25 protein-coding genes are annotated in these 25,772 nt (G+C 69.4%); 10 read left to right on the plus strand and 15 right to left on the minus strand.

Going from position 1 to position 25,772, the window contains the following annotated elements:
• Positions 1-124: 124 nt before the first annotated feature.
• The 6 genes from JS521_RS04885 to JS521_RS04910 form a co-directional block, all read right to left on the minus strand.
• A complete protein-coding gene (locus JS521_RS04885; protein WP_205081475.1) occupies positions 125-754 on the minus strand; it encodes a hypothetical protein in 630 nt (209 codons plus the stop codon).
• 15 nt (positions 755-769) lie between these two features.
• The gene (locus tag JS521_RS04890) at positions 770-5,401 is read right to left on the minus strand and encodes a putative T7SS-secreted protein (protein ID WP_205081476.1); all 4,632 of its coding nucleotides are present in this window, start codon (positions 5,399-5,401) and stop codon (positions 770-772) included.
• Positions 5,401-6,036 (minus strand): hypothetical protein, encoded by a 636-nt coding sequence (locus JS521_RS04895; protein WP_205081477.1) that lies wholly within the window; start codon positions 6,034-6,036, stop codon positions 5,401-5,403. Before JS521_RS04895 ends, JS521_RS04890 begins: the two co-directional genes overlap by 1 nt.
• Entirely contained in the window at positions 6,033-6,536 is a 504-nt protein-coding gene (locus JS521_RS04900; RefSeq protein WP_205081478.1) for an SseB family protein, read from the minus strand. The genes JS521_RS04895 and JS521_RS04900 overlap by 4 nt, the downstream gene beginning before the upstream one ends.
• A gap of 107 nt (positions 6,537-6,643) precedes the next feature.
• Positions 6,644-6,847: a DUF397 domain-containing protein gene (locus JS521_RS04905; protein WP_205081479.1), complete on the minus strand. Its 204-nt coding sequence runs from the start codon at positions 6,845-6,847 to the stop codon at positions 6,644-6,646.
• Positions 6,844-7,716 carry a helix-turn-helix domain-containing protein gene (locus JS521_RS04910; RefSeq protein ID WP_205081480.1) on the minus strand — a complete coding sequence of 291 codons (873 nt, stop codon included), beginning with the start codon at positions 7,714-7,716 and terminating at the stop codon, positions 6,844-6,846. The genes JS521_RS04905 and JS521_RS04910 overlap by 4 nt, the downstream gene beginning before the upstream one ends.
• A 186-nt stretch (positions 7,717-7,902) precedes the next feature.
• Between JS521_RS04910 and JS521_RS04915 the strand changes: the two genes are divergently transcribed.
• Complete coding sequence (locus JS521_RS04915; protein WP_205081481.1) at positions 7,903-8,361, plus strand: ATP-binding protein; 459 nt, start codon at positions 7,903-7,905, stop codon at positions 8,359-8,361.
• A 244-nt stretch (positions 8,362-8,605) separates the two neighbouring features.
• Positions 8,606-8,980, plus strand: coding sequence for a type II toxin-antitoxin system VapC family toxin (locus JS521_RS04920; protein WP_205081482.1), 375 nt, complete (start codon positions 8,606-8,608; stop codon positions 8,978-8,980).
• A gap of 44 nt (positions 8,981-9,024) precedes the next feature.
• Here the strand turns inward: JS521_RS04920 and JS521_RS04925 are convergent, their stop codons facing one another.
• Genes JS521_RS04925 through JS521_RS04940 form a run of 4 tightly spaced genes read right to left on the minus strand, consistent with a single transcriptional unit; the run spans position 9,025 to position 14,549 of the window.
• Complete coding sequence (locus JS521_RS04925; protein WP_205081483.1) at positions 9,025-10,305, minus strand: MFS transporter; 1,281 nt, start codon at positions 10,303-10,305, stop codon at positions 9,025-9,027.
• Position 10,306: 1 nt separating this feature from the next.
• Positions 10,307-12,139, minus strand: coding sequence for a condensation domain-containing protein (locus JS521_RS04930; protein WP_205081484.1), 1,833 nt, complete (start codon positions 12,137-12,139; stop codon positions 10,307-10,309).
• Positions 12,136-13,470 (minus strand): DUF6271 family protein, encoded by a 1,335-nt coding sequence (locus tag JS521_RS04935; protein WP_205081485.1) that lies wholly within the window; start codon positions 13,468-13,470, stop codon positions 12,136-12,138. The genes JS521_RS04930 and JS521_RS04935 overlap by 4 nt, the downstream gene beginning before the upstream one ends.
• Positions 13,452-14,549 (minus strand): phytanoyl-CoA dioxygenase family protein, encoded by a 1,098-nt coding sequence (locus tag JS521_RS04940; protein WP_239486801.1) that lies wholly within the window; start codon positions 14,547-14,549, stop codon positions 13,452-13,454. Before JS521_RS04940 ends, JS521_RS04935 begins: the two co-directional genes overlap by 19 nt.
• 422 nt (positions 14,550-14,971) lie before the next feature.
• On the opposite strand from JS521_RS04940, the gene JS521_RS04945 reads away from it, so the two are divergent.
• The 3 genes from JS521_RS04945 to JS521_RS04955 all read left to right on the plus strand — a co-directional run bounded on the left by JS521_RS04945 (position 14,972) and on the right by JS521_RS04955 (position 16,819).
• On the plus strand, positions 14,972-15,835 hold the full coding sequence (locus JS521_RS04945) for a class-II aminoacyl-tRNA synthetase family protein (protein ID WP_205081486.1): 864 nt from the start codon (positions 14,972-14,974) through the stop codon (positions 15,833-15,835).
• 67 nt (positions 15,836-15,902) lie between these two features.
• Positions 15,903-16,154, plus strand: coding sequence for an acyl carrier protein (locus tag JS521_RS04950; protein WP_205081487.1), 252 nt, complete (start codon positions 15,903-15,905; stop codon positions 16,152-16,154).
• Entirely contained in the window at positions 16,151-16,819 is a 669-nt protein-coding gene (locus tag JS521_RS04955; protein WP_205081488.1) for a 4'-phosphopantetheinyl transferase family protein, read from the plus strand. Before JS521_RS04950 ends, JS521_RS04955 begins: the two co-directional genes overlap by 4 nt.
• On the opposite strand, the gene JS521_RS04960 is transcribed toward JS521_RS04955, so the two are convergent.
• Entirely contained in the window at positions 16,761-17,396 is a 636-nt protein-coding gene (locus JS521_RS04960; protein ID WP_205081501.1) for a TetR family transcriptional regulator, read from the minus strand. The two genes, JS521_RS04955 and JS521_RS04960, sit on opposite strands and share 59 nt — an antisense overlap.
• Positions 17,397-17,660: 264 nt before the next feature.
• Here JS521_RS04960 and JS521_RS04965 point away from each other — a divergent pair, with 264 nt between their 5' ends.
• The 3 genes from JS521_RS04965 to JS521_RS04975 all read left to right on the plus strand — a co-directional run bounded on the left by JS521_RS04965 (position 17,661) and on the right by JS521_RS04975 (position 20,876).
• Positions 17,661-18,974: a glycosyltransferase family 4 protein gene (locus tag JS521_RS04965; protein ID WP_205081489.1), complete on the plus strand. Its 1,314-nt coding sequence runs from the start codon at positions 17,661-17,663 to the stop codon at positions 18,972-18,974.
• Between the two features lie 88 nt (positions 18,975-19,062).
• Positions 19,063-19,794: a class I SAM-dependent methyltransferase gene (locus tag JS521_RS04970; RefSeq protein ID WP_205081490.1), complete on the plus strand. Its 732-nt coding sequence runs from the start codon at positions 19,063-19,065 to the stop codon at positions 19,792-19,794.
• Positions 19,791-20,876 carry a prenyltransferase/squalene oxidase repeat-containing protein gene (locus JS521_RS04975; protein ID WP_205081491.1) on the plus strand — a complete coding sequence of 362 codons (1,086 nt, stop codon included), beginning with the start codon at positions 19,791-19,793 and terminating at the stop codon, positions 20,874-20,876. Before JS521_RS04970 ends, JS521_RS04975 begins: the two co-directional genes overlap by 4 nt.
• A 12-nt stretch (positions 20,877-20,888) precedes the next feature.
• Here JS521_RS04975 and JS521_RS04980 read toward each other — a convergent pair whose 3' ends face one another.
• The gene (locus tag JS521_RS04980) at positions 20,889-21,179 is read right to left on the minus strand and encodes a hypothetical protein (RefSeq protein WP_097972477.1); all 291 of its coding nucleotides are present in this window, start codon (positions 21,177-21,179) and stop codon (positions 20,889-20,891) included.
• A gap of 128 nt (positions 21,180-21,307) precedes the next feature.
• Between JS521_RS04980 and JS521_RS04985 the strand changes: the two genes are divergently transcribed.
• Together JS521_RS04985 and JS521_RS04990 are read left to right on the plus strand one after the other, a co-directional pair.
• Positions 21,308-21,883 carry a hypothetical protein gene (locus JS521_RS04985; protein ID WP_205081492.1) on the plus strand — a complete coding sequence of 192 codons (576 nt, stop codon included), beginning with the start codon at positions 21,308-21,310 and terminating at the stop codon, positions 21,881-21,883.
• A 66-nt stretch (positions 21,884-21,949) separates the two neighbouring features.
• Complete coding sequence (locus JS521_RS04990) at positions 21,950-22,729, plus strand: maleylpyruvate isomerase family mycothiol-dependent enzyme (RefSeq protein WP_205081493.1); 780 nt, start codon at positions 21,950-21,952, stop codon at positions 22,727-22,729.
• A 10-nt stretch (positions 22,730-22,739) separates the two neighbouring features.
• On the opposite strand, the gene JS521_RS04995 is transcribed toward JS521_RS04990, so the two are convergent.
• The 3 genes from JS521_RS04995 to JS521_RS05005 all read right to left on the minus strand — a co-directional run.
• On the minus strand, positions 22,740-23,750 hold the full coding sequence (locus tag JS521_RS04995) for an LLM class F420-dependent oxidoreductase (RefSeq protein ID WP_205081494.1): 1,011 nt from the start codon (positions 23,748-23,750) through the stop codon (positions 22,740-22,742).
• 116 nt (positions 23,751-23,866) lie between these two features.
• On the minus strand, positions 23,867-24,733 hold the full coding sequence (locus JS521_RS05000; RefSeq protein ID WP_205081495.1) for a DUF5336 domain-containing protein: 867 nt from the start codon (positions 24,731-24,733) through the stop codon (positions 23,867-23,869).
• A gap of 167 nt (positions 24,734-24,900) precedes the next feature.
• Positions 24,901-25,772, minus strand: an 872-nt coding sequence (locus JS521_RS05005) for an N-acetylmuramoyl-L-alanine amidase (RefSeq protein WP_205081496.1), incomplete at its 5' end; no start/stop codon positions are given.

The raw sequence follows: 25,772 nt of genomic DNA on the forward strand, positions 1-25,772 counted from the left end.
GTCGACCTCGTCATCGCTGGATTCTGGTCAGAGCGACACTGAAGCCCTTCGGGAATATTCTGATCAGCTTCCTGCCGTGTGGATATCTGCCCGATCCTGATGGCCCGTCGTGCGGTGAAACAGGTCAACTAAGGATATCCTCAAGCTCGTGTGCGAATTCTCGGTAAACCTTTCGTGCCGTCGCAGATACATGGGTCGACGGCATGAGGATTCCAGGAAGGAATGCGGTGCGCCACATGCGGAATGTGAATTGAGCTGCGTCATCGCGATCGATTCCCAAGAGGGTTGCAGTATTTTGCAAGATGCGGGCGATCATAGGGCAGGACGCTGCTGCAATTTGATTTCTAGCAACCGCCGCGCCGACGAGTGCATGTAGCAGGCGTGTCATCTGAAGGTCGCTGCCCGCGCGCAGCATTCTCTGAACTGAACTTGCTCTTTCGAGCTGCGGAGAGAATTCTTCGATTCCTCCTGACCATAGGAGCAGTGATGGTGCGGTGATTTCATGGCTTTGGTTCCAGCCTAGTTCGCCGATGATCGCCATGGTTGTCGATTCGAAGTTCCCGATCCTCTGGATCTCGATGATAGTCTCATTCAATTCCTTCTGGTGTCGGTCGACGAAATCGGTTACCGATACGTTTCTCAGCGGATTATCTGCCCCCGCCTCGGCCACTGCCCCCAGTTCCACGATTCCTCCCAAGGGGCCGAAGATTTCTCGCCCCAGCGACTCTTCTGCAACCTCAAAGCTTTGGCTCATATCCTCTCGCAATCTTTAGAAGATTCCCATGAAGTGTTGGACGATCGCTTCCCTCTGTGGTAGAGAGGTAAGCTTCTTGTTCAGCAATTCCAGGTCGTCAAAATTGTTTATGAAGTACTCCGGGAGGTTTCCTGCGGGGCCTTCGTGGAGCCTCAGCCAGGATGCGGCCTTTTCGGCAGGAACCTCTACCCGTACGATAGTGCCGCCCGGCCCGGCGTACTGAGTGGCGGCACGTTCGAAGTCATCCGTAAGATAGATGCCGGCATTCGGCGTATATTGTCGTTTCTCGTTTATGTGGGAATCCAGTGAGAACTCTTCCCCTTTCCATTCGTGAGTTCCATGGTAGAGGACTTTGTATGCCGAGAGTCCAAATGGGTCGATCTCTCGATAAGGATTCGATACATAGGTAGTGGGGTTGGGGGACGGGTCGAGCCCCAGGGGGTCAGGAGTCAGGTATCGAGAGGTTTCCGGCTCGTAATACCGGTGTAGATTATAATTGAGTCCAGTTTCTGGGTCGAACTGCTGGCCTGGAAACCTTAGAGGGGTGTAAGCTTTACTGTCTTTTGACCAGGCGGTCACGCCCCACAGGGTGCTACGTGTTTTCCAGGATGATTCACCTGATTCATCAAAGAGGTCCAGGGCGGCACCGGAGCTATCAGTGATGATCGAGAGGAATCGTTCGTCAATCGCCTTCTGTGAGGTCTGGCTGATTATCTGCTCTGCCTGGGTGATCGGGCGCAGGCCGCAATGATTCCACGTGAGCCTGATGCGATGAGGAGAGGTCTGGGCGTCGATGAGTTGCTCGCAGAGCGTGCCTCCGTCCCAGGTGAAGCTGACTTCCTCTTCAGTGAGGCCCTCGTCGGTGGCCTGGCGTTGTTTGGAGATGCGGCGGCCGAGAGCGTCGTATCTGTACCGCCATACGGAACCATCCGGCGTCCACGCAGAACGCATCCGGTCCTCGGTGTCCCATTCGTACCGCCAGGTGTCCGGCGTGCATGACGGATGTGCTCTCTGGCGGAGTGTGATGCGGCCGAGTGCGTCGTGGTCATAGCGGACATTGCCCGCGAGGGTGATTGTTGTGCCCCTGTAGGAGCGGGTTCCGACGGCTTCCTGTCCAGGGTGGGCGGCGGGCCACGATGCCTCTGCCTGGTTCCCTGCCGCGTCGTAAGCGTAGTTTTCCGTCCAGTTTGCGGAGTGGACGGCGATTACACGACCGCTTGTGTCGAGGTCGAACGTTCTCGTGCCGGAGAGTTTGTCGGCAAGCCCGGTCAGGTGTCCGTCGGCGCGATAGTGGTAGTCGCGACGTCGGGAGATCCGGTCGGCGCTCTTGACCTCTTGTGTGGTGAGGCGACCCATTGTGTCGAATTGCGAGGCAACAGTGACATGGTGGGCCAGATGGCGTGCGACTTCCTGACCAGCGGCATCGTGCTCAAACGTCAGAGTGCGGCCTGAGGTGGTGAGTGAGGCGCGGCGGCCGGCAGGGTCGTAGGTCCATGTGCTGACGACTCCGCCAGGAGTCGTACGGCTGGTGCGGCGGCCCAGCTCGTCGTAGGTGTACGACATCGTCCGGCCGTTGACTGTCTCAGACCTGAGGCGGCCATACTGGTCGTGGAGCCAGGTGACGGTCGCATCTGCGTTGACCGCTTCGGCGAGTTGGCCGGTGAGGTCGTACGTGAAGGTGGTGACGGCTCCTGCAGCGTCCTTGCGAACGATGCGATCCAGTTCGTCGTGTTCGTATCGGGTGGTCTGGCCGAGAGCGTCGGTCCGTGTGGTCAGCCGACCAGCAGAGTCTCGGGCGTAGCTGAGGGTTCGATTGTCGAAATCCGATTCGGATATGAGGCGGCCGACGGGGTCGTAGGAGTAGTCCCATGTCAGACCCTGGGGGTTGAGGACCTGAGTGAGCCGGAGTTCGTGGTCGTGAGTGAACTCGTACCTCACTCCGTCGGGGCCAGTGCGAGCTGACATCAGGTCGAAGTGCGTGTATTCGAAGTGGGACACCGATCCCATGGCATCCGTGTGGGTGAGGCAGTTGCCTTCCCCGTCATACGTCCAGGACTGGGTGCTTCCGCCAGCGTCCGTGCGTCGGGCGAGTTTGCCTTCTGGTGTCCATTCGAGACGGGTCAGTGCCCCGAGCGGGTCGGTGAGGGCCACCGGACGGCCGAAGGCGTCTCGTTCGACGCGAGTGGTTGCGCCGAGCGGGTTGGTCACCTCTGAGGGCAGCCCGGCGGAATCGCTCAGGGTGTGGGTGGTGTTGCCCAGCGAGTCCGTCACGGACGTGGGGTACCCCTCCGCGTTGTACGTCGTGCGGGTTGCAGCTCCCGACGGGTCGGTCACCGTGATGCGGTTGCCGCGATCGTCGTACTCCTGGCGGACCACGGTCCGGTCCGGGTTGGTGATGCGGATCGGCAGCCCCAGGTCGTTGTAGTCAGCGGTAGTTTCCAGCCCGTCCGGCCGGACGACCGAGACAAGGCGGCCTTGCCTGTCGTATGTGGAGCGGCTCACGCGCCCCAACGGGTCTGTTGCGGAGAGCAGTCGGTGGCGGCTGTCGTACTCGAATCGGTTGACTGCTCCTAGGGCGTCGATCTCAGCGACGACCTGTGTTCGTTCGTTGATGACGTAGCGTTTGGTGTGACCGAGGCCGTCGGTCATGGACGTCATGCGCAAGCCCGTTTCGGGATCCGTGTCGTCCCAGGTGAAGCGGGCTTCGAGGTGGCCGTCCGTGCCGGACTGGTAGACGCAGCGGTCGAGATCGTCGTAGACGTACTCGTAGCGGCTGCCATTGGTGTCCGTCCAGGCGGTGATGCGGCCGAGGGCGTCGCAGTCGAAGCGCAACGGCTTGCCGGAGGAGTTGGTCACCGTGGCGAGGTGACCGTCTGCGTAGCCGTAGCCCAGGATTTCCTGGTCCGTGCCATTCGGACCGGCACCTGCCAAGTGCAGGGCGGTGACCCGCCCTCCGCTCGTGGTGAGTTTCAGGTGGTAGCCGCCGTGATGGACTATCGAGGTCGGCGCACCCCGCTCGTCGTACTCGAAGGCGATCCAGCGACCGTTGCGGTCGTCGATTTGTGCCAGCAGAGCCAGATCGGGGTTTTGGTCGGCGAAGTGCAGAACTTGGCCGGTTTGCGGGTCGGTGATCGTATAGCCGTCAGCCACCCGATCGAGAGGCCACTGTCGGCCGTGCGTGGGCATGACTGGAACGCCAGGAGCAGGGTGCGGATAGGCCAGCAGGCTTCCCTGGTCGCAGGTGAACACGACACCCTGCGCGTCTATTTCCAGCCGCTGGTCGACCGTGCTGGACCAGCCGGCGCCGAACCAGCGGCCACTCCGGTACGAGGAGTCGAACACCCGCGAGAAGACGAGAGGAAGAGCCCCGGGGAGGGCGATGTCTGTCTGGGGCATGAGCATGCGCCCGGTTGCGACGTCGATCGGATCGCCCGCGCATTTGACTGTTTTGCACTGCTTCCCATTGGAGTCGGGCGCCTTCTCATGCCCTTCGCGCGCCGGCCCCGGCGGCTTCTCCGGCTCCATACCTCTCCGAAGCCCCGCCCGAAGGCCTCCCTTCAGCACTCCCGCCCCCTTCGTCCCGGCTGCCTCCGGGAGCAGGCGGCCGAAGAATTCGGTTGGGTCGCTCTTGAGCGCGTCCCAGGCGCCCTCCAGGGCCCGGTCGGGGTTGGCGACGGTCCTGGTCAGGCCGGACAGCGTCATGTTGACGCCCTTGTACATCTCCGCCGGGTGGGTCAGGTTGTACGGGTCGATCGGGCTCACCTGGCGGAGGAAGCCCACCAGAGCGCCGGTGCCCTTGAGCGCTCCGCCGCCGAAGTGGGCCAGCTCAACGCCCTGCGAGAGGCCGTAGTCGTACAGCTCGTTCTTGAGCCGGGCCGCTCCCTCCGGCTCCTTCGGCGCATGAGCCATTGCCGCTGCGACAGCGCTCTTCGCCTGCTCGGCTGCTTCGTTCCGGGCTCGGCGCGCGTCCTCCAAGACCTCCTGTGCCCGCTTCTGCTTGGCCACCCCCGGGTCGGAGAACGTACCGGGGTGGGGGAGCGGCCGGTCGGTGTTGCGAGCCGCGTTGTACGCGTCGACCTTCTTGTTGAATGCTGAGACGGCCCTCTCGGAGTCTTGCCTGCCTTCTTTATAGAGGGCGATGGCCTCCCGAGCCTTGCCCTGGGCACTCGTGACTGTGGAGGAGTACGTCTCCAAGGCCTTCGCCGCATCCTCGAAGGCGTCCGCCGCACGCAGCCAATCCGTCGGCAGTGTCTGGAACTTCGCCCGGAACGTCTCGGCGGCCTCCCCGCGCCAGTGCGCCGAGTCCAACTTCTTCATCCCGCCGCCGACGAGGTCGAACGCCTTCTGGAAGTCGCGCAGGTTTTTGATCGTCGCGGTGATCTTCTCCGGTCGCCCGTGGATCAGCTCGTTGGCCTCTTCGCTCTGGCCGAGCTGCTGTTCGCCGACCTCGGCACCCAGCGTGGAGGCGGTCTCGTCCCCCCAGTCCTCGACCTTGTCGGCCCAGTCGTGCGCGCCGACCTTGTCCAGTCCCGCGCCGACCTTGTCCGTCGCGGCGTCGACTCCCTTGCCCAGGAGTTCCTTGCCCTTGTCGAGGCCCCGAACGGTCCCGTCGACGACGTTGTCGAGCCCCCCTCGCCAGTCCACCATCAGCGGTTCTGCCCCCAGCGCGGTTGCTCGGCCTGCTCCATGGTCTCTTCAGACGGATCGAGGTGTTCCTCAGCCCATGCGTCGATTCCTTCGCGCTGTTCTGCGTCGACCCCCGAAGCGTCCAGCAGCGCGTCCCCGACGTCGTACCCGGTGTCCTTCCACTGCTGCTTCACCTCGCCGTGGGCCTCGGTGAAGGAGTCCGCGCTCCAGTCCGGGTTGTCCCAGGCATGCTGCTTTCTGATCGTGTCCCAGCTCATGTCCTTGACTTCATCCTCGGACAGATAGGGGTTGCCGTTGGTCGAGTTCACGGCGATCTTGAAAGAGTCCTTGATGTACCGTTCCTGCTCAGCGAACGAGCCGGCGGACAGTCCGACCCCCTGCGCGAAATTGTTGCCGCGCTGCGTGAGCGCCCGCACTCCCCACTGCCACCGGTCGCAGAACGTCTCGAACTGCGAGGCCAGCCCGGCATGCCCCAGCTCCAAGCCGGACAGGGCGAGATCGGAGAAGCCCCGGCCGGCCGTTGCCTGCCCGATCATGCCGAGTTCCTTCAACTCGGCATGCGCCAGGTCGATGCCCTTCGCGATCTGCGCCAACGCCGCCGGCGGCACGTTCAGATCCGCGTTCTCCCCGCTCATCCCGTCTCCCCCAGATCGACTGCCACGTGGTCGGGCACGATGCCCGCGACCGGCGGAAACAGCACGCCGTCCGTACTGCCTGCGTCCAGCGCGACTCCCGCCGGGCCCGGCAGCATCGGCACCATCACGTCCAGCAGGCGCGCACCGAGGATGGCGCGGTACGTCCACTCCCGCTCGCCTTCACCCTGTGCTTGCGCGAACCGGGCGAGAGCCTCTTCGTCCGAGAACGCGCAGATCCAGCGGACGCCGTTCTGATCCGCCGTCCACAGACTTCCGTACGCGTCGAACGGCACCAGCACCGCGGTACGCCGGAACTCGCCGAGCAGGATCGCGAACCCGCGTCGGGCGGACGCCAGTGCGTCCACCTGCTCAGGATCCGGCCTCGGCTCAGGCACCGGAGGCGCCGCTTTCGCCGGGCGCTCGGGTACGGTCCAGTCGGCCAGATCGGCGAGCCTGGACCGGCGGGCGGGCTCAGGTATGTCATCCCCGTGGTCAGTCACGTACGGGATGCTGTCATGGCGCTTTGCTGAGCGGCAACGACGAAATGCGGCCAGACGCGCTCCTGCGATGAGAGGCCGGTCACTGTGCCGACCGCTCTTGGCCGGGTCTACGCCACGTCGCTGATGAAGGCCCGCCAAGCGTCGTGGCCGAAGGTGATGGCGGGGCCGGCGGGGCGGGTGCTGTCGCGGACCGGGACCAGGTGGGGGAGGTTCGGGGCGACCTCCACGCACTCGCCCTGCCCGCCGCTGTAGCTGCTGGTGCGCCAGGCGGCCTCGGCGAGGGCAGGCGGGGTGAGGCGGTCCTCGGTCATGGTCTGTGCTCCTTGGCGATATGTCGGATCATGCTGAGCGATTCCGTTGGCGGCAACGCGGACGTGCGGGCGTCGTCGAAGAGCTCGCGGTACTGAGCCACGTCCGATTCCCGCTCGATCCAGATGTTTCCGGTCGGAGTTTCGGTCAGAACGAGATCGAGCGCCGAGACCCTGGGAAAACTGAGCATCAAGTACGGACCGAACATACCCGGGTGTGCCCCGCGTGAGAACGGCAGTACCTGGACAGTGATGTTGGGGCGCTCGGCCAGGTCCGTCAGGTGCTGCAACTGGTCGTGCATCACGGTCGGCCCGCCGACCTGTTGGCGAAGTACCCCTTCCGCGAGGACGGCCCAGAATTCCATGGGTGCGTCCCCGGTCAGGCGCTCCTGCCGTGCCATGCGCACCTGTACGAACTGGTCGATCTCCTCCGCGGTCTGCCACGCGCGGGACGCGACGGTCACGGCCCTTCCGTAGGCGGGCGTCTGGAGAAGGCCCGGTACCAGTTGGACTTGGAACGACTTGATGCTGTCGCAGATGGTCTCCATCTCGATGTAGTCGCGGTACGTGTCTCCCAGCACGTCTCCGAACTGGTGCCACCAGCCTTCACGGCGACGCCTGTTGGCGCTGCGGGCGAGCGACGCCAGGCGGTCACGGGCTGCGGGGTCCGTCACCCCGTACGCGTGTATGAGCGCGGTCAGGTCAGGTGTACGGACCGGCACGTGCCCGTTCTCGATGCGGCTGATCTTGCCCTTGGTGCAGTCGAGAACCTCTGCGGCATCAGCCGTGGAGAAGCTCGCTGCCTCGCGGAAGCGGCGTAGCTCGTCGCCGAGTTGGCGGCCGAGAACGGTGGATGGCTTTACGGATGGCATAGCTCACTCCCTATCAGCCCGACGATCACTGCGGCCACGGTATGCCCGAACGAGTGAATTGAGCATCAGGAATCCATTCAACGTTGCGCCGATGTGAGTTGTGCGGGCAGGCTCTACGGCGAGACACCTGAACGTCGCTTCTCCAAGCGGCACTTGCCGTCCGTCGTCTATTTGCCCGGGAGTGTCATGGCAGAGCAGTCCGCATCTCACGAGGCCGGCTTTCGGCTGGTCCGCAGCCGCAGCAGTGTTCCTCGGGCCCGGGCCCTCCTCCGCGCCAAGCTCGGTGAGTGGCGGGCCGGGCAGGAAGCGGTCGAGACGGCGGAGTTGGTGCTGTCCGAGCTGATGACCAACGCTGTGCGCGTGGTCGTCCCCGGGGACCGAATGATCGGCGTAAGCATCGCGTGCCGGGAGCGGGGTGCGTGGCTCCGGCTGGAGGTGAGCGACGCCGGTGACGGCCGCCCCGAGGTGCGATGGCCCGGTGAGCTGGACACGGGCGGGCGCGGGCTGCTGATCGTCGACGCTTTGGCCTTCTGCTGGGGGGTGAAGGAACGGCCGGCCGGGATCGGGAAGACCATCTGGGCGGAGGTCGTCACTCCCGCTGTCGTTCCCGCGCCGCCGATGGTCCGCCCCTCGGTGATGTCATGAGGTGGTTGTGGCGTGTCCTCCGTCGGCGTTCGGCGTCGCCTGCCGAGCCACTGTTTCGCGGCACGTTGATTCTGCTCGTCGACCGGCGGGCGGTCGTGATCAGTGGGGCGGGTGAATCTGCCGTACCCCTACGGGAGTCGACTGTGCGGCGCCAGGGGCGTGGCTCATTGCGGGGACAGATCCGGATCGCTCCGGACTTCGACGGCCCCCACCCCCGTATCTCCGCAGCCTTCGGGATGGCGTGATGTGCCTTCTCCTCGACACCCCGGTGATCCTGTGGTGGCTCGACGACGCACCCGAACTGTCCGAGGAGGCCAAACAGCTCCTCGATTCCGCCGACGCCGTACACATCAGCGCCGTCTCGCCCTGGGAGATCACCTTCAAGCAGCACCTCGGGCTGCTGGAAGGGCCGGGCGACCTGGCCGAGCGCGTACGCGACCTCGCCTTCCCGAGCCTCCCCGTCACCGCTGCCCATGGCGTGCGGGCCGGGCGGTTGCCCATGGTTCACGAGGACCCCTTCGACCGGCTCCTCATCGCCCAGGCGCAGGCCCACCACCACGTACTCGTCACCCGGAGCGACTGGATCCCGCAGTACGACGTACCCGTCATGCAGGTCTGACCAGCGCCGCCAGTACGCCGCGCCCCAGTGCTGTGGTGCGCGGGTCAGACCGCCGGCTCGCCCTCCGGCTTCGTCCGGAGCGCGCCCTCCGGCGCCCGCCGCAGCGCCCGGATCGCCGGGACGCTCAGCATCGCCGCCAGCAGCGCGCACGACATCACCGACGAGAAGATCAGCACCTCGTTCGCGCCGAACGCGTCCGCCGCCGGGCCCGCCAAGGCGCGGCCCAGCGGGATGACCATGATGGAGCCCGCGACGTCGTACGCCGAGACGCGGCTCAGGACCGTCAGCGGGATGTGCGACTGGACGCTCGTCGCCCACATCACCCCCCAGAACGCGAAGCCGTAGCCCGCGATCACGTGGGCGATCGCCGTGGCCGCGAAGGACCATTCCAGCGCCGGGGCCAAGGGGTTGAGCGCGAAGCAGAGCATCGCCAGGGCGCCCGCCACCAGCGGGCGGCGCGGGCGGACCCGCATGCCGATCAGGCCGCCGATGATCGTGCCCGCGCCGTCCGCCGAGGCGATCCAGCCGTAGCCGCTCGCCCCGTGCTGCTCGATCATCAGCGCCGCGCCCAGCGGCAGCGCGGGGCCGAACACGAACAGGCCGTAGACCGACCAGACCGCGATGACGCCCCACAGCCATTGGCGGGACCGGAACTCCTGCCAGCCCGTCGCCAGCCTGCGCCACATCGGGGCGTCGCCCTCGTCGCGTTCCGTGTGCAGCTTGCGCAGGGGGAGGAGGACGAGGGCGCTCAGTGCGTACGCCGCCGCGATGACCACGTACGAGCCCGAGACCTGCCAGTACGCGACGAGGATGCCCGCCAGGCCCGGGCCCAGCAGCGTGCTCAGCGCCTCGGAGATCCGCAGCAGTGCGTTGGCCTTCTGGATGTCCTCCGCGACCCGGGGGACCATGCTCGCCATCCCGGGCTGGAACATCGCCGTCGCGGCCCCGCTCAGCGCCATCAGGCCCATGATCTGCCACAGGGGAACGCTGTCGGACCAGAAGAGCAGTGCTCCCAGCGTGAGCATCGCCAGCATGCGCACCACGTCCGCGCAGATCATCATCAGCTGCGGCGTGAACCGGTCCGCCAGCACCCCGCCGAACAGCACCAGCAGGACGATCGGGGTCATCCACGCCGCCAGCGCGTACCCGACGCCGCTCGCCCCGTGGCCCGCCCCCAGCACCGCTGTGGTCAGGGAGACCATCAGCATGCCGTCGGCCAGCAGCGACGCGCTGCGGGCCGTGAAGAACAGCCGGAACCGGGGCGACCGCCAAGGGCTCGGCAGCGTGGTCGCCTGCTGGGGGAGTGTCGTGTCGTCAACGCTCATGTCACACCTGCCGGCTTCTGCCGGTCCCTTCATCGATGGTCTTCAGCCGACGCCATGCGTCGCTCCGGTCCGGCTCGGTGGGCGGGTCCTCGACGAGTACGTAGCGGTGAGGCGCCAGGACCCCCGAACCGGCGGCCGGGATGAGGGCGGTCAGCGCCCGGTGGGCCTCCTCAGGCGTCAACGGGGTGTCGCCGCGGGCGATGCACGCCGTGAGGTGCGGGGCCACACCGGGCCCACCCGCTGCTGAGCCGGCCGCACCCGCGCCGGTCCCGTCCGCCGTCCCGTCCGGTGCCGGCTCCTCCGCCACCCGCACCGGCAGTCCGCCCACCGCCCGGCCGAGCGTCTCGCGCACGGCGTCGGGCGAGACCCAGCAGCCGTCCACCCGGAGCCAGTCGGGCCCGCGTTCGGCGGGGCGGACCCCCGTCACCTCGGCCAGCGCCTCCATCGGTACGTCCCCGGCGGCGGCCGCCTCCAGGAGCAGGACCAGCCCGGCGAGGAACCCCTCCGCCTCCTCCGGCGTGAAGACCGAGGGGGCTGCCCACAGGGAGATGTGGAGCTGGGGCGCAGTCCGGTACGTGAAGGCGAGCATCCGGGTCGGCAGCGTCTGCGGCGGCCCCCAGGTCAGCTCCTGCTCGGCGTGCTCGGCGTCGTCGCGGTCCTGCGCGTCCGTGCCCAGGAGCGGGGCGGGCAGGGCGCTGACATCGTTGAACACCACGTCCCGGCCGAAGTGGCTGCCGCGCTCGGCGGTGACCCGGTCGATCATCTCCCACAGCCGTACGGAGTCGAACTGGCTGTGCCGGTATGCGTTGAGTACCGCGCCCCACGTCCGGGCGACCAGCGCGTCGAACGTCTCCACCCGGACGTCCAGGTGCAGCAGCGCGTCCTGGGACGTCGTGGTCACCGAACGCGCGACCCGCGCGTGGAACCGGTTGGCGCTCGGGACGGCGGTGACACAGCTGTCCTGGCCCGCCCGGTGGGCCACCAGGGCGCACCACGCGGCCATGAGCACGGTGGCCTCGGGGTGCCCGGTGCGGCGGGCCGCCCCGGCGAGCGCCCGGCCGCCCCGGCGGGAGCGGAGCGTCAGCTGCCGGGCCTCCTCGTCGGTTCCCGGCCTCCTGCCGCGCGGCTCCGCGAACATCTCCTGCGGCGCGGTGCGGAGGATCCGCTCCCAGTACCGCAGGGACGCCTCCGACTTCCGCAGCCCGGCCGGGGACGCCTCCACGGCGGCCAGGTCGACCGGGGGCAGGGACGTCAGCTCCGGCAGTTCCTTGCCCGCCAGCAGCTCGGCGAACTCCTCGCGCAGGATGGCCATCGCGCTGCCGTCCGCCACCGCGTGGCTGAACGCCAGTGCCACGTAAGCCGGTTGTCCGGCCACGGCGAGCAGGGTGATTCGCAGCGGGAACTCCCGCTCCAGGGCGAAGCGCCCGGCTCGGGCCGCCCGTGCCACCGACTCCGCGTACGTCGCCGGATCGCCGGGGAGTTCGGCGTGGTCCAGCACGGTCACCGTGAACGTTCCCTCCGAAGCAACGACTTGGTCGACCGGTGCCGAGCCTGCCGGGCGCGGGAACGTGGTGCGCAGCCCTTCGTGCCGTACGGCCAGGGCGCGCAGGGCGTCGATGACGGCCGCCGAGGTGGTGCCTTCGGGGACGGGCCACACATCGTGGATGTTGATGTGGGTGGGGTCGTCCCGCAGGATGCAGCGGATCATATTGGCCTGGCCCATGGTGAGGGGGCCCCGGCGCTCGTCACCGCCCGCGTAGGCGACGGTGACCGTGGTCGTGGTGAGGGGCGGAGGGATCTGGTGCATGGTGTCCTTGCCGACAGCGGAGTTCATCGGTTCACGGCCCGGACCTGCCCCAGGCCCGCTTCGGCGCTCGCGCCTGCCAGCGCCTCCCAGTGGTCCATCAGGAGCGCGAAGTCGGCCATGTCGTCCCGGGCCTCGTCCAGGAGCCGGGAGCGGCGGTCGGCGAGCGTGTCCGCGACCGTCGTGTACCGGCCGCCGAGCCGCCGGTAGGCCGCCTGGGCGAGATCGAGGCGGCGGGCGACCTCCGTACGGTCGAGGGCGACGCTGTCCCGGACGAAACCGGCGACCACGGACGCCCGGACGCAGCCCTCCGCGTCGAGCAGCGCGTCACCGGCCGCCGCCGTCCTCGCGTACACGGTGTTCAGGTACGTCTTCGCCAGCAGGAACTTCACGAAGCGCACCTGGTACGCGAGGAAGCCCGCGTCCGTACGCCGCTCCTCCGTATGGAAGTTCACGATGTGCCGGTTGTGCTGGAGGCCGGGCAGCCGGGCGTCGTGGGTGAGGTGGAACAGGAAGTAGTCGGTGCCGATGGTGTCCGTGGCGGGCGGCAGTGGCACCCGGCGGTAGACCTCGTGGTCCAGCGCCACGTTGCACATGTCCACGCGCATCGGGCTGATGGGGGCGAGCATGGCGTGGTCGCCGTCGAACGTCCCGTTCCCCGCGCCCCGGAACGACGCGTCGATCAGATGGTCGCGCCAGATCTCCGGGGAGCCTTCGGGCAGCGACAGGCCGACCAGTTCGCCGTACGTGTCCGGGTCGAGGTCGCGGATCTCCGCGACGTCCACCGACATCTCGCCCACGAACGAGCCGCCCGCCACCGCCACCCGCCGGTCGCCCGAGCCCGGCGGCAGCTTGCTCCGCGTCGCCGACTTCCGTACGTCGTCAGCCCGTTGACCCAGGTAGGTGAGTTCCTGGTGGAGAGGGAAGACCGGTTCGCCGTCGAGGTGCTGGTAGCGGCTGTCGGAGTCCCGGCGGTGCACGGACGTGCAGCCGAGGGCCTGGGCGATGAGGAACGCCCGATTGGTGCAGGCTCCGTAGGAGACCCGGGACGGCAGCATCAGCTCCAGCAGCCGGTCCGCCGAAGCTGAAGGCGAAGTTACGCCGGACCGGGCGATCACCTCGCGCAGGAAAGTCCCCTGCTCGTCCTCGTCGAGGTGGTGGACGGTCACGCCGGGGGAGGCGGGCAGCGCGGCCACCGCCTTCCGGTGCTCCGCGAGGACCGGCGCGGGGGAGGAGTCCAGGATCAGGAGGTGGACCTCGACGCCGAACTCCTGCGCCCCGTACGTCGCTTCCTCGCCGATCGCCTCGATCGTGGCCGTGCAGGCCCGGTGGGTGGGCAGGGTCAGACAGACGCGGCGCACGAAGACTCCCCGCTCCGGGTGGCGGAGGCGTCGTCCTCGACCGGGTCCTGCCAGGAGGCCAGCCCCAGCAGCCGGCTGCCCAGCGGGTTCAGCTCGGCCGTCGGGTAGCGCTTGGCCTCGGGCAGCACCGGGTCTCCGACCAGGGTGCGGTTCCAGCGCGGGGTGCGCAGATGGCGCCAGGACTCCACCCGGGACCTGCGCAGCCGCTCGTGCTCCTCCAGCGCGGGCATCATCGACAGGTACTGCACGGCCCGCACTCCGCTCTCGGAGAGGTTGCGTGCCACCCCGTGGGCCAGCAGACCGTTCCAGATCAGCAGGTCGCCGGGGCGCAGATCCGGGCGTACGACGGGGAGTTCGTCCCGGTCGATGGAGGGGCGCAGCGGATCACGGTCCGCCGGCTGGCCGGTCTTCCAGGTGTCGAACTGCCGGAACAGCTCCGGGCAGCACTGGAAGCCGCCCGTCTCCGGCCGGGTGTCGTTGAGCGCGATGATGCCCTGCACCCGCTGCGGCGGCACGGCGAGCGTGGTGTCGATGTCCCAGTGCAGCTCGATGTCGAAGCCCCGGTCCGTCGGCTCGATCAGCGCCCGGTCGCGGTTGCCCCGGTTGGGCGGGTTGAGGTTGAGCCGGTCCAGGGTGACCCACAGCTCCTCGCAGTCCCATACGTCGACGAAGGCGTCGTACACGCGCTGCGACTGCCGGTTGTCCCAGAGGAGTTGGTGGTGGTAGGCCTCGACGAAGCCGTAGATGTGCAGTTGCTGGTCCAGCTCGGAGCGCAGCGGCCGGTCCTCGTACCAGCTCTCCGGCCGCCCGGGGTCCAGGCCCTGGAACTCCCAGGTGAAGTCCAGCAGCTGCCGGGCCGTTGCCGCCGGTATCGCCTCGCGGACGATGACGTAGCCGTAACTCTGCCAGTGGGCGAAGTCCTCCTCGGACAGCACCCGCAGCGGACGTGACTTGTCGAGCTCCCGCAGGGCGGTCTGCGCGAGGTAGGCCTCGCCGTCCGCGCTGAAGTACGGGATGTCGGAGGCCGCGCGGTGCAGGCGGGGCCGACGGCGAGGGGCGGGTGTCGTCATGAGGTTCATGGCAGGTTGTTCTCCTCGGCCGGCCGTGCGGCGACCCCGGGGGAGCGGGGTCGCCGCGGACGGCGGGACGGATGGCAGTGCCGTGGTGGGAGGAGCCGCGACCACGTCGATCAGCAGGATTGGTCCAGACCGCCCGGACTGTCAAGTGGCTGGCACATATGGGGATATGGGGTGGCGTCCCGTGTCCGGCGGCCATGGAACCGATACCCGCCGTTCGGCATCTTTGGTCTAGACAACAAGCGAGTGGCGGGCCTAGTGTCCAAGAGCGCGGTCGGGTTCGTGACGGGCTGTCAACCCGTTTTTCCCGCCTGTGCTCCGGCCGGTGACGGCCCTGCTCGGGGCCGTCGACGCCACGGCGATGCGGCCCGTACATCCGGTGGGTGCCCTGTGTGGCCGGCCCACACCGAGAAAGACGCGGTTCGATGAACACATCCAGCATCACGGCCCTTCCTGGTGTCGAGCTGAAGAGTCCCGGCGCCGGGCTGATCACGCTGGACCCGGTCCGCACCGCTCTGCTGCGGGGGCTGGACGATCTGCTGACCGGTCTGGCCGCGCGGCTCTCCGCCCCCGAGGTTCTGGGGCCGCCCCTGCTGTCCGTCGACGGGCTGGCGCGGCTGGACTTCTTCCGCAACTTCCCCCATCTCGGCGTCTCCGCAGGGCGGTTCGGCCCGGATGCGCTCGACGGGCTGGCCTCCGGCGGCTCGCCCCAGGATCTCCCGCTGCACCCGACCGGCCATGTGCTGCCGTCCGCGACCTGTTACGGCCTGCTGCTCTCCCTGGAGGGCGAGGACGTCGGCGAGGATGGGCTGCGGCTCTCGGCGTCCGGCCGGTGCTTCCGCAACGAGACCCACTACGACGGCCTGCGCCGCCTGTGGGGGTTCCACATGCGTGAGGTGCTCTATCTCGGCACCAAGGACGGGGCCACCGAACACCAGGCGCTCGGCGGAGAGTTCGTCCAGGAGGTGGCCGGGCGGCTCGGCCTGACCCTGACCCGGGCGGCGGCCGACGACCCCTTCTACGACAACGGGGGATCGCGGGCCCGCCTGATGGCACTGGACCCGGTCAAGTACGAGTACAGCGCCCCCGACGGTACGGCCATCGCTTCCGTCAACCGGCACCGCAACTTCTTCGGCGAGCGGCTCGGCATCCGGGCCGGCTCCCACGGGCCCGCGTACAGCTCCTGCGTCGCCTTCGGCGTCGAGCGCTGGGTGCACGCGATGATCCTCGCCCACGGCACGGCCGAACAGGCCCTGGAGCGGCTCCGGGCAGCCGTCACCGGTTCCTGACCTCCCCCCCGTCCGTCGGCCGCCGGAACGGTTCGGTCACCAGAACAGCAAGAGGAGCGATTTCCCCATGGACCAGGTCTCAGCGTGGCTCCACGAGAAGAACCCCGGCCTCGACGGCCCGATCGGCGTGGACGAGGACCTCATCGAAGCCCGCCTCATCGACTCGATGGACTTCCTGGAGTTCATCGATCTGCTGGAGGAGATCTCCGGTGACAGCATCGACCTCCAGGAAGTCACCATCGACGACTTCCGCACCCTCGCCCGCGTCCAGGAACGCTTCCTCGGCTCCGCCGGCCGCGCGGAGGTCCCGGCCGGGTGAGCGCAGGCCCCGGCCGGGTGGACGGGGCCGCTGTCGCGCTGGTGGCCACCACCGCCGAGGTGCTGGCCCACCCCGAGCTGGGCGAGGGTCTGCTCGCCCCGTGGGAGCGGCGTCGGCTTGCGGGCATCCGGGTGCCGGGTCGGCGCGACGACGTCCTGGCGGCCCGGCTGCTGCTGCGACTGTGTGCCTCCCGGGCCACCGGGCTGGAGCCGGGGGATGTGGAGCCTGCCCAGCGCTGCCCCGGGTGCGGGCGGGACGGGCACGGTCGGCCGTATCTTCCGGACCGCCCCGGGCTGGGTGTCAGCTTCAGTCACGCCGATGGCCTGGCCGCCGCGGCGGCCGGTCCGGGCCCGGTCGGGATCGACGTGGAGCCCCTGACGCGTCGGCCGGGGCCCGTCTCCGTACTGCGGCGGCTGCTGCCGGAGTACGAGGTGGACGCCGCCTGCGCCGAGCCCGATCCCGGTCCGGCGCTGCTGCGGTTGTGGGTCCGGCGGGAGGCGTTGTTCAAGGCCGGGCGGGACGACGTCCGGCTGACCGAGTGGACGGACCGGCGCCGCGCGGCCGTGGTGGCACTCGCGGGAGCCGCCGAGGCCCCCGTGCCGTCGCTCAGCCCCGGTCCTGCTCCCTCGCCGTCCCCGTCCCCGGCTCCGCCGTCAGGTCGATGAGCCGGCAGACCGTCTCGATGTCGATCTTCACCTGGGCGATCGACGCGCGCCCCGACAGCCAGGTGATCAGCGCCGAGTGCCAGGTGTGCTCGATGACCCGGACCGCCGAGAGCTGCTCCGGCGTCGGATGCTCCAGGCCCATCGCGTCTAGGATGATCGCCGTGGTGAGCCGGGAGACCGTGTCCACCTCGGGGCTCACGCCGCGGTCCGCGAAGGTGAGGGCGCGGACCATGGCGTCCGCGAGGTGCGGTTCGCGCTGCAGGGCGCGGAAGGCGCGCATCAGCGTCTCGGCCACCCGCTGGGCCGCGTCCTCGCCTGCCGGGGGGCGCTTGCGGAGCGTCGTGTGCAGGTGCTGGAGCTGGTCCTGCATGGTCGCGACCAGCAGGTGGATCTTGGACGGGAAGTAGCGGTAGAGGGTGCCCAGCGCGACCCCGGCGGCCTCGGCCACCTCCCGCATCTGCACCGCCTCGAACCCGCCCCGGCTGGCCAGCTGGGCGCTGGCGTGCAGGATGCGGCGGCGACGGGCCTCCTGGCGCTCGGTCAGCGCAGGCGCTGCCGGTCTGGCGTCCGCGGTCATGCTGTCCCCGTTCCACGATCCACGATCCATGGCTTGATCCACCCGGACGGGCGAAGCGGGCGGTCCGGGCGCGCACAGCATGCCAGGGGCGTCCGTCGTGGCGCGAATCACCTGATCCGGCCGTTCCGGCGACGCTACCTGCCGGTAGATTCGATGCACGTCGAGCGATCAAGTATGAAACTTGTTCAGCCAAGTCTGAAACTTGTTCTAGATTAGCGCGACCGGTTACGCTCCGGCGAACACGCAGTCAGAAGGGGGCCGAGTGTGACCGCTGAGGCCATAGAGACAGGCCCCCGCACGGGCGACGGCAGCACCGCCGGGACCGGCGACCGGCCGTTGCGGATCGCACTCCTCACGTACAAGGGCAATCCGTTCTGCGGTGGCCAGGGTGTCTACGTCCGTCACCTCGGGCGTGAGCTGGCCCGCCTCGGCCACAGCGTCGAGGTGATCGGCGCCCAGCCCTACCCGGTGCTCGACGAGGGCGTCCCGCTGACCGAGCTGCCCAGCCTCGACCTCTACCGGCAGCCCGACCCCTTCCGCACGCCGAAGCCCGGCGAGTACCGCGACTGGATCGACCTCGCCGAGGTCGCCACCATGTGGACCGGCGGCTTCCCCGAACCGCTCACCTTCAGCCTCCGTGCCCGCCGCCATCTCCTGGCCCGGCGCGGTGAGTTCGACGTCGTCCACGACAACCAGACCCTCGGTTACGGGCTCCTCGGCGACCTCGGGGCCCCGCTCGTGACGACGATCCACCACCCCATCACCGTGGACCGCAGGCTCGACCTGGCGGCTGCGACCAGCCGCCGACGACGCGCCTCCGTACGCCGCTGGTACGCCTTCACCCGCATGCAGAAGCGGGTCGCCCGCAAGCTGGACACCGTCCTCACCGTCTCCGGCTCCTCCCGCGACGAGATCGTCGAGGACCTCGGCGTGCGCAAGGACCGGATCAGCGTCGTCCACATCGGCGCCGACACCGACCTCTGGTCGCCCGACCCCTCCGTCGCCGAGGTGCCAGGACGCATCGTCACCACCTCCAGCGCCGACGTCCCCCTCAAGGGCCTCGTCCACCTCGTCGACGCTCTCGCCAAGCTCCGTACCGAGAACCCCGCCGCCCACCTCGTCGTCGTCGGCAAGCGCGCCGAGGACGGGCCGGTCGCCCGCGCCATCGAGCGGCACGGGCTCGCGGACGCCGTCGAGTTCGTCAAGGGCATCAGCGACGCCGAGCTGGTCGACCTGGTGCGCAGCGCCCAGGTCTCCTGCGTGCCGTCCCTGTACGAGGGTTTCTCGCTGCCCGCCGCCGAGGCCATGGCCACCGGCACCCCGCTCGTCGCCACCACCGGCGGTGCGATCCCCGAGGTCTCCGGCCGCGACGGGGAGAGCTGCCTCGCGGTGGCGCCCGGCGACCCGGACGCGCTGGCCGGTGCGCTGGCCCGGCTGCTGGCCGACCCGGAGCTGCGCGCCCGGCTCGGCGCGGCGGGCCGCGAGCGGGTGCTGGCCAACTTCACCTGGGCCCGGGCGGCCGCCGGAACGGCCGAGCTGTACCGTCAGGCGATCACCGCCCGCGGAGTCCGCAGGTGACCGCGGACTCCCGGGCGGCCGCGCGCCCCCGGGCGACCGCGGACCCGCTCGTCACCACCCGTACCTCCGACCTCGAAGGCAGGCCCTCGTGCTGACCGTCGACTTCACCCGCTTCCCGCTCGCCGCCGGCGACCGAGTGCTCGACCTGGGCTGCGGTGCCGGCCGGCATGCCTTCGAGTGTTACCGGCGCGGAGCGCAGGTCGTCGCCCTCGATCAGAACGCCGAGGAGATCCGCGAGGTCGCCACGTGGTTCGCCGCGATGAAGGAGGCCGGTGAGGCCCCCGAGGGTGCCACCGCCACCGCCATGGAGGGCGACGCCCTCAACCTGCCCTTCCCCGACGACTCCTTCGACGTCGTCATCATCTCCGAGGTCATGGAGCACATCCCGGACGACAAGGGCGTCCTCGCCGAGATGGTCCGGGTCCTCAAGCCGGGCGGCCGGATAGCGATCACCGTCCCGCGCTACGGCCCCGAGAAGATCTGCTGGACGCTCTCCGACGCGTACCACGAGGTCGAGGGCGGCCACATCCGCATCTACAAGGCCGACCAGCTCCTCGCCCGGATCCGCGAGGCCGGACTCAAGCCGTACGGCACCCACCACGCGCACGCCCTGCACTCGCCGTACTGGTGGCTCAAGTGCGCCTTCGGCGTCGACAACGACAAGGCCCTGCCGGTGCGGGCGTACCACAAGCTGCTGGTCTGGGACATCATGAAGAAGCCGCTCGCGACCCGGGTCGCCGAGCAGCTCCTCAACCCGGTCGTCGGCAAGAGCTTCGTCGCGTACGCCACCAAGCCGCACCTTCCGAAGGCCGAGGCGTGAGCACCCCCGAACAGACCGAACACCTCGTTCTGCCGGGCGTCCTGACGGCGGCTCAGGCCGCCGAGACGGTCGCCGCGATCGCCGCCGTACAGCGGGAGGACGGGGCGCTGCCCTGGTTCCGGGGGCACCACCTCGACCCCTGGGACCACACCGAGGCGGCGATGGCCCTGGACGCGGCCGGCGAGCACGAGGCCGCCGCCCGCGCCTACGAGTGGCTCGCGCGCAACCAGAACGGCGACGGCTCCTGGTACGCCGCCTACCACGACGGCGATCCGCAGCAGCCGACGGACCGCAGCCTGGAGAGCAACTTCTGCGCTTACGTGGCCGTCGGCGTCTGGCACCACTACCTCGCCACCGGCGACGACGCGTTCGTCGACCGGATGTGGCCCACGGTCTACGCCGCGGTCGAGTTCGTGCTCCGTCTCCAGCAGCCCGGCGGGCAGATCGGCTGGAAGCGGGAGCCCGACGGCACCCCGGTGAACGACGCGCTGCTGACCGGATCGTCCTCGATCCACCAGGCGCTGCGCTGCGCGCTGGCCATCGCCGAGCGCCGCGAGGAGCCGCAGCCCGACTGGGAGTTGGCGACCGGGGCGCTGGCGCACGCGATCCGCAGCCACCCCGAGCGCTTCCTCGACAAGAACCACTACTCGATGGACTGGTACTACCCGGTCCTCGGCGGTGCGGTCACCGGGGCCGAGGCCACCGCCCGCATCCAGGAGGGCTGGGACCGCTTCGTCGTCCCCGGCCTCGGGGTGCGCTGCGTGCTGCCCAACCCCTGGGTCACCGGCGGCGAGAGCTGTGAACTGGCCCTGGCCCTCTGGGTGACGGGGGAGTCGGACCGGTCCCTGGAGATCCTCCAGTCCGTCCAGCACCTGCGCGCCGAGGGCGGCCTGTACTGGACGGGGTACGTCTTCGAGGGCAACAAGGCCGTCTGGCCGGAGGAGTTGACCACCTGGACGGCGGGTTCCCTGCTGCTCGCGGTGGCCGCACTCGGGGGGGACGAGGCGACCACCGCGGTCTTCGCGGGCGAGCGGCTGCCGGTCGGCCTGGAGCCGGACTGCTGCCGCGCGAACTCGCGCTGAGGCGGGGCCGGTTCAGCGACGGATCCGGCCCGCCACAGCATGCCCGATGAAGAGGTAGACCACGGCCGCGAGACCGTAACCGGCGACGACGTTCGCCCATGTGCGGTCGAACGTGAACAGGTCGTAGGACCAGCCGGCCAGCCAGCGGGCCGCGTCGTGCACCCACTGCACGAAGTCGTTGCCGCGGTTGGCGTCCAGCAGGTACATCAGGATCCACAGGATGATGATGAAGGCCAAGATGTCGGCCACGACGGCTATCACGCGTGCCGCTGAGCTGCTACCTGAACGGGTTCTGGGAGACATGGAACTCTGGTTGCCGCTTTACGCAGGGTGAAACCCGGACGGCCCATGCCGGGTGGCCGCCTCCTGAGGAACGGGTGAGTCTGGGCGGGAGTGTCGAGATTCGTCACTCTCGGTCAGGAGGCCCCGCCGTGCCCCGTTCCGTACCGTTGCGCCGACCCCTGGTGGCGCTGCTGCTGTCCTGCTCCCTGCTGACGGGCATCACCGCGTGCGGCGGCTCCGGGGACTCCGCGGGTGGCAACGCGGCGAGCGCCTCGGCCGCCGCGAGCCCCTCCGTCTCCGTATCCGCCTCGGCCGAGAAGCAGCGGCTCGCCAGGACCCGGTTCGTCGCCAACGCGGGGCTGGCGGCGGGGGCGACGTACCAGTGGATCGTGAAGCCGTACCGCGCCGGGACGTTCAAGAAGGGCGCGGAGGGGCGCCGCCTCGCCCTCGTCAAGGCGGGCCTGGCGGGCGGGTTCGCCTACAACCGGCTCAAGGCCGCGTCGGAGAACGCCAAGGGCGACCCGCTGCTGTCGAAGGCCGTCGCCCCGTTGACTGCGGGGATCGAATCGCTCAAGGAGCTGGGCACGAAGCTCCGCAAGGGCGAGGCGGGGGAGGGTGATGTGGGGGCGTTCGAGAGCGTCATCGACAGCATCAAGAACGCGGGCAAGGACGCGGGCGCCGAGGTGGAGGACAAGGTTCCCTCCACCTCCCAGCTGACCGGTTAGCGGCAGAGCGGGGCGACCGGCGGATATCGGAATGATCATCCCAGGTGCCGCCGGTTAGGGTGCCGCATGACGTCTCTCTCCTACGACCGCTACTGCGACGAGATCCTGGCCCAGACCGACGCCCTGCGCGCGGTGCTGACCGGTGCCGATCTCGGCGTGACCGTTCCCAGCTGCCCCGACTGGACCCTCCGCGAGCTCGCGGTGCATGTCGGCGGCGCGCACCGCTGGGTCGGTGAGATCGTCCGGACCCGGGCCTCCGAGGAGTTCCCGGAGGAGAAGGTGCCCGGCTTCGCGGGACCGGACAGTGAGGACCCGGCCGCACTGGACGCCTGGCTCGCCGAGGGCGCGGCCGCCACCGTCGACGCGCTGCGGGAGGCCGGGCCGGAGGCCGAGGTGTGGACGTGGGTGACCGAGCAGCGTACGGCCTTCTGGGCGCGCCGTATGACGCATGAGACGGCCGTGCACCGGGCGGACGCGGCGCTCGCCGCCCGTGTCCCGTACGAGGTGGACGCCGAGGTGGCCGCCGACACCATCGACGAGTGGCTGGGCATCGTCTCCCTGGCCCAGGAGGAAGGCGACCCGGAGGCGGCGGAACTGCGGGGCGGCGGACGCTCGTTGCATCTGCACGCCACCGACGTGCCCGGCGCGGAGTGGCTGATCGAGTTCGGCGATGACCGCTTCACCTGGCGGCACGCGCACGAGAAGGCCACTGTCGCGCTGCGCGGCTCGCTCACCGATCTCCTGCTCGTCTTCAACCGCCGTCTGGAGCCCACCAGTTCGCGCGTGGAGGTGCTCGGTGACGCGGCCCTGCTGGAATTCTGGCTGGACCGCTCCTCGTTCGGCTGAACTGCCGCTTCTAGGCGTTGAGTTCCGCCAGGACCCGTAGCGTGTGCGGGTCCGGGGCGGTGACCAGCAGATCCGTCACCGGCCCCGTGCGCCACAGCTCCAGCCGCTCCGCGATCCGGGCGCGCGGTCCGATCAGCGAGATCTCGTCGGCGAACGCGTCCGGCACCGCCCGTACCGCCTCCTCCTTGTGGCCCTGGAGGAACAGCTCCTGGATCCGCCGGGCCTCCTCCTCGAACCCCATGCGGGCCATCAGGTCGGCGTGGAAGTTGCGGGCCGCGTGGCCCATTCCGCCGATGTAGAAGCCGAGCATCGCCTTCACCGGCCACAGGCCCTCGGCCACGTCGTCGCAGACGTGCGCGCGGGCCATCGGCGCGATCATGAAACCGTCCCGGAGGCCGGTGAGCGAGGCGTCGTAGACGTCGGTGCGCAGCGGGGACCAGTACAGCGGCAGCCAGCCGTCCGCGATCGCCACCGTCTGCGCGATGTTCTTGGGGCCCTCCGCGCCCAGCAGGACCGGGAGCGAGGCCCGCAGCGGATGGGTGATCGGCTTCAGCGGCTTGCCGAGCCCGGTGGCGTCCGGACCGTCGTACGGGTGGGAGTGGAAGCGGCCCGCCAGTTCGACCGGTCCCTGCCGCGCCAGCACCTGCCGGATCACCTCGACGTACTCGCGGGTCGCGGTCAGCGGGCTCTTCGGGAACGGCCGCCCGTACCACCCCTCCACCACCTGCGGCCCCGACAGACCGAGGCCGAGCAGCATCCGGCCGCCGGAGAGATGGTCCAGGGTCAGCGCGTGCATGGCCGTCGCGGTGGGCGTACGGGCCGCCATCTGCACGATGCCGGTGCCCAGCCGGATCCGCGAGGTGTGGGCGGCGATCCAGGTCAGCGGTGTGAAGGCGTCCGAGCCCCAGGCCTCCGCAGTCCACACCGAGTCGTAGCCGATCCGCTCCGCCTCCTGGACCAGGGCGAGCTGGCCGGGGTCCGGGCCGCGGCCCCAGTATCCGAGCGCGAGTCCGAGCCGCATTCCGTTCCCTCCAGCCATGGCTGATGAAGTGTCAGGTGCGTTGGGTGCGGCTTGGACTGTACGACAACGGCCCCCCGCCCGGAAGGGCGAGGGGCCGCGGCGTTGTACCTACGGGATCAGCCGCGCTGGATGCCCGTGGTGTCCTGGAGGACGCCACGACGGCCGTCCTGCGTCTGGGCGATGAGGCTCTGGCCGCGCTGCTCCACCGCGAGGTACCAGGTGCCCGGCGCCAGCTCGGCGATCGGGTTCGGCGAACCGTCCTCGCCGTACAGCGGGCGCGCCACCGGAACGGCGAACCAGAACGGGGTGAAGTCGCCCGCCGGAGCCGCGCCGCCCTGCGAAGGCTGCTGGGCGTGGGCCTGGGCCTGCTGCGCCTGTGCCTGCGCCGGGTCGGCCTGGGCGGGCTGGCCCTGCTGGGGCGCGCCCGGGTAACCGTAACCCTGGTTCGGCTGGGCACCGTACGGCTGCTGCTGGCCGCCCGGGAAGCCGTAGCCCTGGCCGGGCTGCGCGCCGTACGGGGGCTGCCCGCCCTGCACGCCCTGCGCCGGGGAGGCCGGGCTGAGCAGCGGGGCCTTGAGGAAGGGCACCAGCGGTCCGGCGATCGCGGCGCCGGCGAGCACGATGGTGGCGAGCAGGCCGAGGATCAGGCCGGCCCCGGCGTTGCTGATGTCGAGGATCGTCCAGAAGGCGGTCCACACGGCGAACACGGTGAGCGCAACGCCGAACTGGCCGAGGTCGAGCCCGACGACCTTGCGGCCCGGCAGTGCACGGCTGACGATCACCAGCGCCGCCGCGATGACGCCGGCGAGGTAGACGCTCATCAGGATGCCGAGCGCGTCCCAGGCGTTCGGGCTGTCGAACCGGGAGCAGTCGACACCCTGCGGGCAGTCGTAGCTGGAGAAGTCGAGGAAAGAGGCGATGAACAGCACGACCGCTGCTCCGATCACCACGCCGTCGCCTCGTGTGAGGGATCGGATATTCACGTGAAGGTCCTTAGTCGGTCGTCTCGTCGGGGCGGTCGTCGCTGCCGCCGGTGCGGCTCGAAGCTCGGGAGCGGCTCCCCATCGTACGGATGAATCTATCGTCTGCCCGGGCGGGTTGTGTCCGAGCCCGGATCATGAGCGGTTATCCCCCCAATTTCACCGCAGAACTACCCCTTCAAGTAGCTACTGATGCCGTCAGCCAGCCCTTGGGCCGCCTTCTGCCGCCAACTCGCGCTGGTGAGCAGGGCGGCGTCCTCGGGATCACGCATGTTGCCGCATTCCACGAACACCTTGGGCACGGTCGACAGATTCAGTCCGCCGAGATCATTACGCGTGTCCAGACCGGTATTTCCGCCGATGTAATTGGAAGGCGCGCTTCCGGTCGTGCGGACGAAGTGTCCCGCGATCCTCGCGCCGAGATCGGCCGAACTCTTCACGATCTTCGAGGTGTCGGCCCCGCCGCCCTTCACCCCGGCGGGCAGGATCACATGGAAGCCCCGGTTGCCCACCGCCGATCCGTCGGCGTGCACCGAGACGACCGCGTCGGCCTTCGCCTCGTTCCCGATCCGGGCCCGCTCGTCGATGCACGGCCCGAACGGCCGGTCCGCGTCGTGCGTCAGCCGGACCCGGGCGCCCTCTGCCTCCAGCAGGGTGCGCAGCCGGTGGGAGACGTCCAGGGTGAACCGGGCCTCCGCGTAACCGTCGTTCGTGGACGTACCGGTCGTATCGCACTCCTTGCGGCCGGTGCCGATGTCGACCTGCTCGTTGATCTCCCGGGTGTGGTCGCGGTTGCCCGGATTGTGTCCCGGGTCGATCACCACGGTCCGGCCGGTCAGCGGGCCCTTCGGCAGCGGTTTCCCGGAAGGGGAAGAAGAAGGGGAAGGGGAAGAGGAGTCGGCCGGCTCCGAAGGGGCGGGCGTGGGGGAGGCGGCGTCCGCGCCGGGCCGGGGCGAGTCCGCACCGGCCCCGTCCGCCCGCCCACCCCCCCCCCCCCCCGCGGCGGGGCGGGGGGGGGGGGGGGGGGCCCCCCGGGGGGGGG

The organism is Streptomyces durocortorensis (assembly GCF_016901035.1).
In the GTDB taxonomy this organism is placed as follows: Bacteria; Actinomycetota; Actinomycetes; order Streptomycetales; family Streptomycetaceae; genus Streptomyces; species Streptomyces durocortorensis.

Excerpts from the sequence above, each read along its gene's own strand:
- JS521_RS04885 (WP_205081475.1), bottom strand. The coding sequence starts at position 754 with ATGAGCCAAAGCTTTGAGGTTGCAGAAGAGTCGCTGGGGCGAGAAATC.
- JS521_RS04890 (WP_205081476.1), bottom strand. The coding sequence starts at position 5,401 with ATGGTGGACTGGCGAGGGGGGCTCGACAACGTCGTCGACGGGACCGTT.
- JS521_RS04895 (WP_205081477.1), bottom strand. The coding sequence starts at position 6,036 with ATGAGCGGGGAGAACGCGGATCTGAACGTGCCGCCGGCGGCGTTGGCG.
- JS521_RS04905 (WP_205081479.1), bottom strand. The coding sequence starts at position 6,847 with ATGACCGAGGACCGCCTCACCCCGCCTGCCCTCGCCGAGGCCGCCTGG.
- JS521_RS04910 (WP_205081480.1), bottom strand. The coding sequence starts at position 7,716 with ATGCCATCCGTAAAGCCATCCACCGTTCTCGGCCGCCAACTCGGCGAC.
- JS521_RS04915 (WP_205081481.1), top strand. The coding sequence starts at position 7,903 with ATGGCAGAGCAGTCCGCATCTCACGAGGCCGGCTTTCGGCTGGTCCGC.
- JS521_RS04920 (WP_205081482.1), top strand. The coding sequence starts at position 8,606 with ATGTGCCTTCTCCTCGACACCCCGGTGATCCTGTGGTGGCTCGACGAC.
- JS521_RS04925 (WP_205081483.1), bottom strand. The coding sequence starts at position 10,305 with ATGAGCGTTGACGACACGACACTCCCCCAGCAGGCGACCACGCTGCCG.
- JS521_RS04930 (WP_205081484.1), bottom strand. The coding sequence starts at position 12,139 with ATGAACTCCGCTGTCGGCAAGGACACCATGCACCAGATCCCTCCGCCC.
- JS521_RS04940 (WP_239486801.1), bottom strand. The coding sequence starts at position 14,549 with ATGAACCTCATGACGACACCCGCCCCTCGCCGTCGGCCCCGCCTGCAC.
- JS521_RS04945 (WP_205081486.1), top strand. The coding sequence starts at position 14,972 with ATGAACACATCCAGCATCACGGCCCTTCCTGGTGTCGAGCTGAAGAGT.
- JS521_RS04950 (WP_205081487.1), top strand. The coding sequence starts at position 15,903 with ATGGACCAGGTCTCAGCGTGGCTCCACGAGAAGAACCCCGGCCTCGAC.
- JS521_RS04960 (WP_205081501.1), bottom strand. The coding sequence starts at position 17,396 with ATGACCGCGGACGCCAGACCGGCAGCGCCTGCGCTGACCGAGCGCCAG.
- JS521_RS04980 (WP_097972477.1), bottom strand. The coding sequence starts at position 21,179 with ATGTCTCCCAGAACCCGTTCAGGTAGCAGCTCAGCGGCACGCGTGATA.
- JS521_RS04990 (WP_205081493.1), top strand. The coding sequence starts at position 21,950 with ATGACGTCTCTCTCCTACGACCGCTACTGCGACGAGATCCTGGCCCAG.
- JS521_RS04995 (WP_205081494.1), bottom strand. The coding sequence starts at position 23,750 with ATGCGGCTCGGACTCGCGCTCGGATACTGGGGCCGCGGCCCGGACCCC.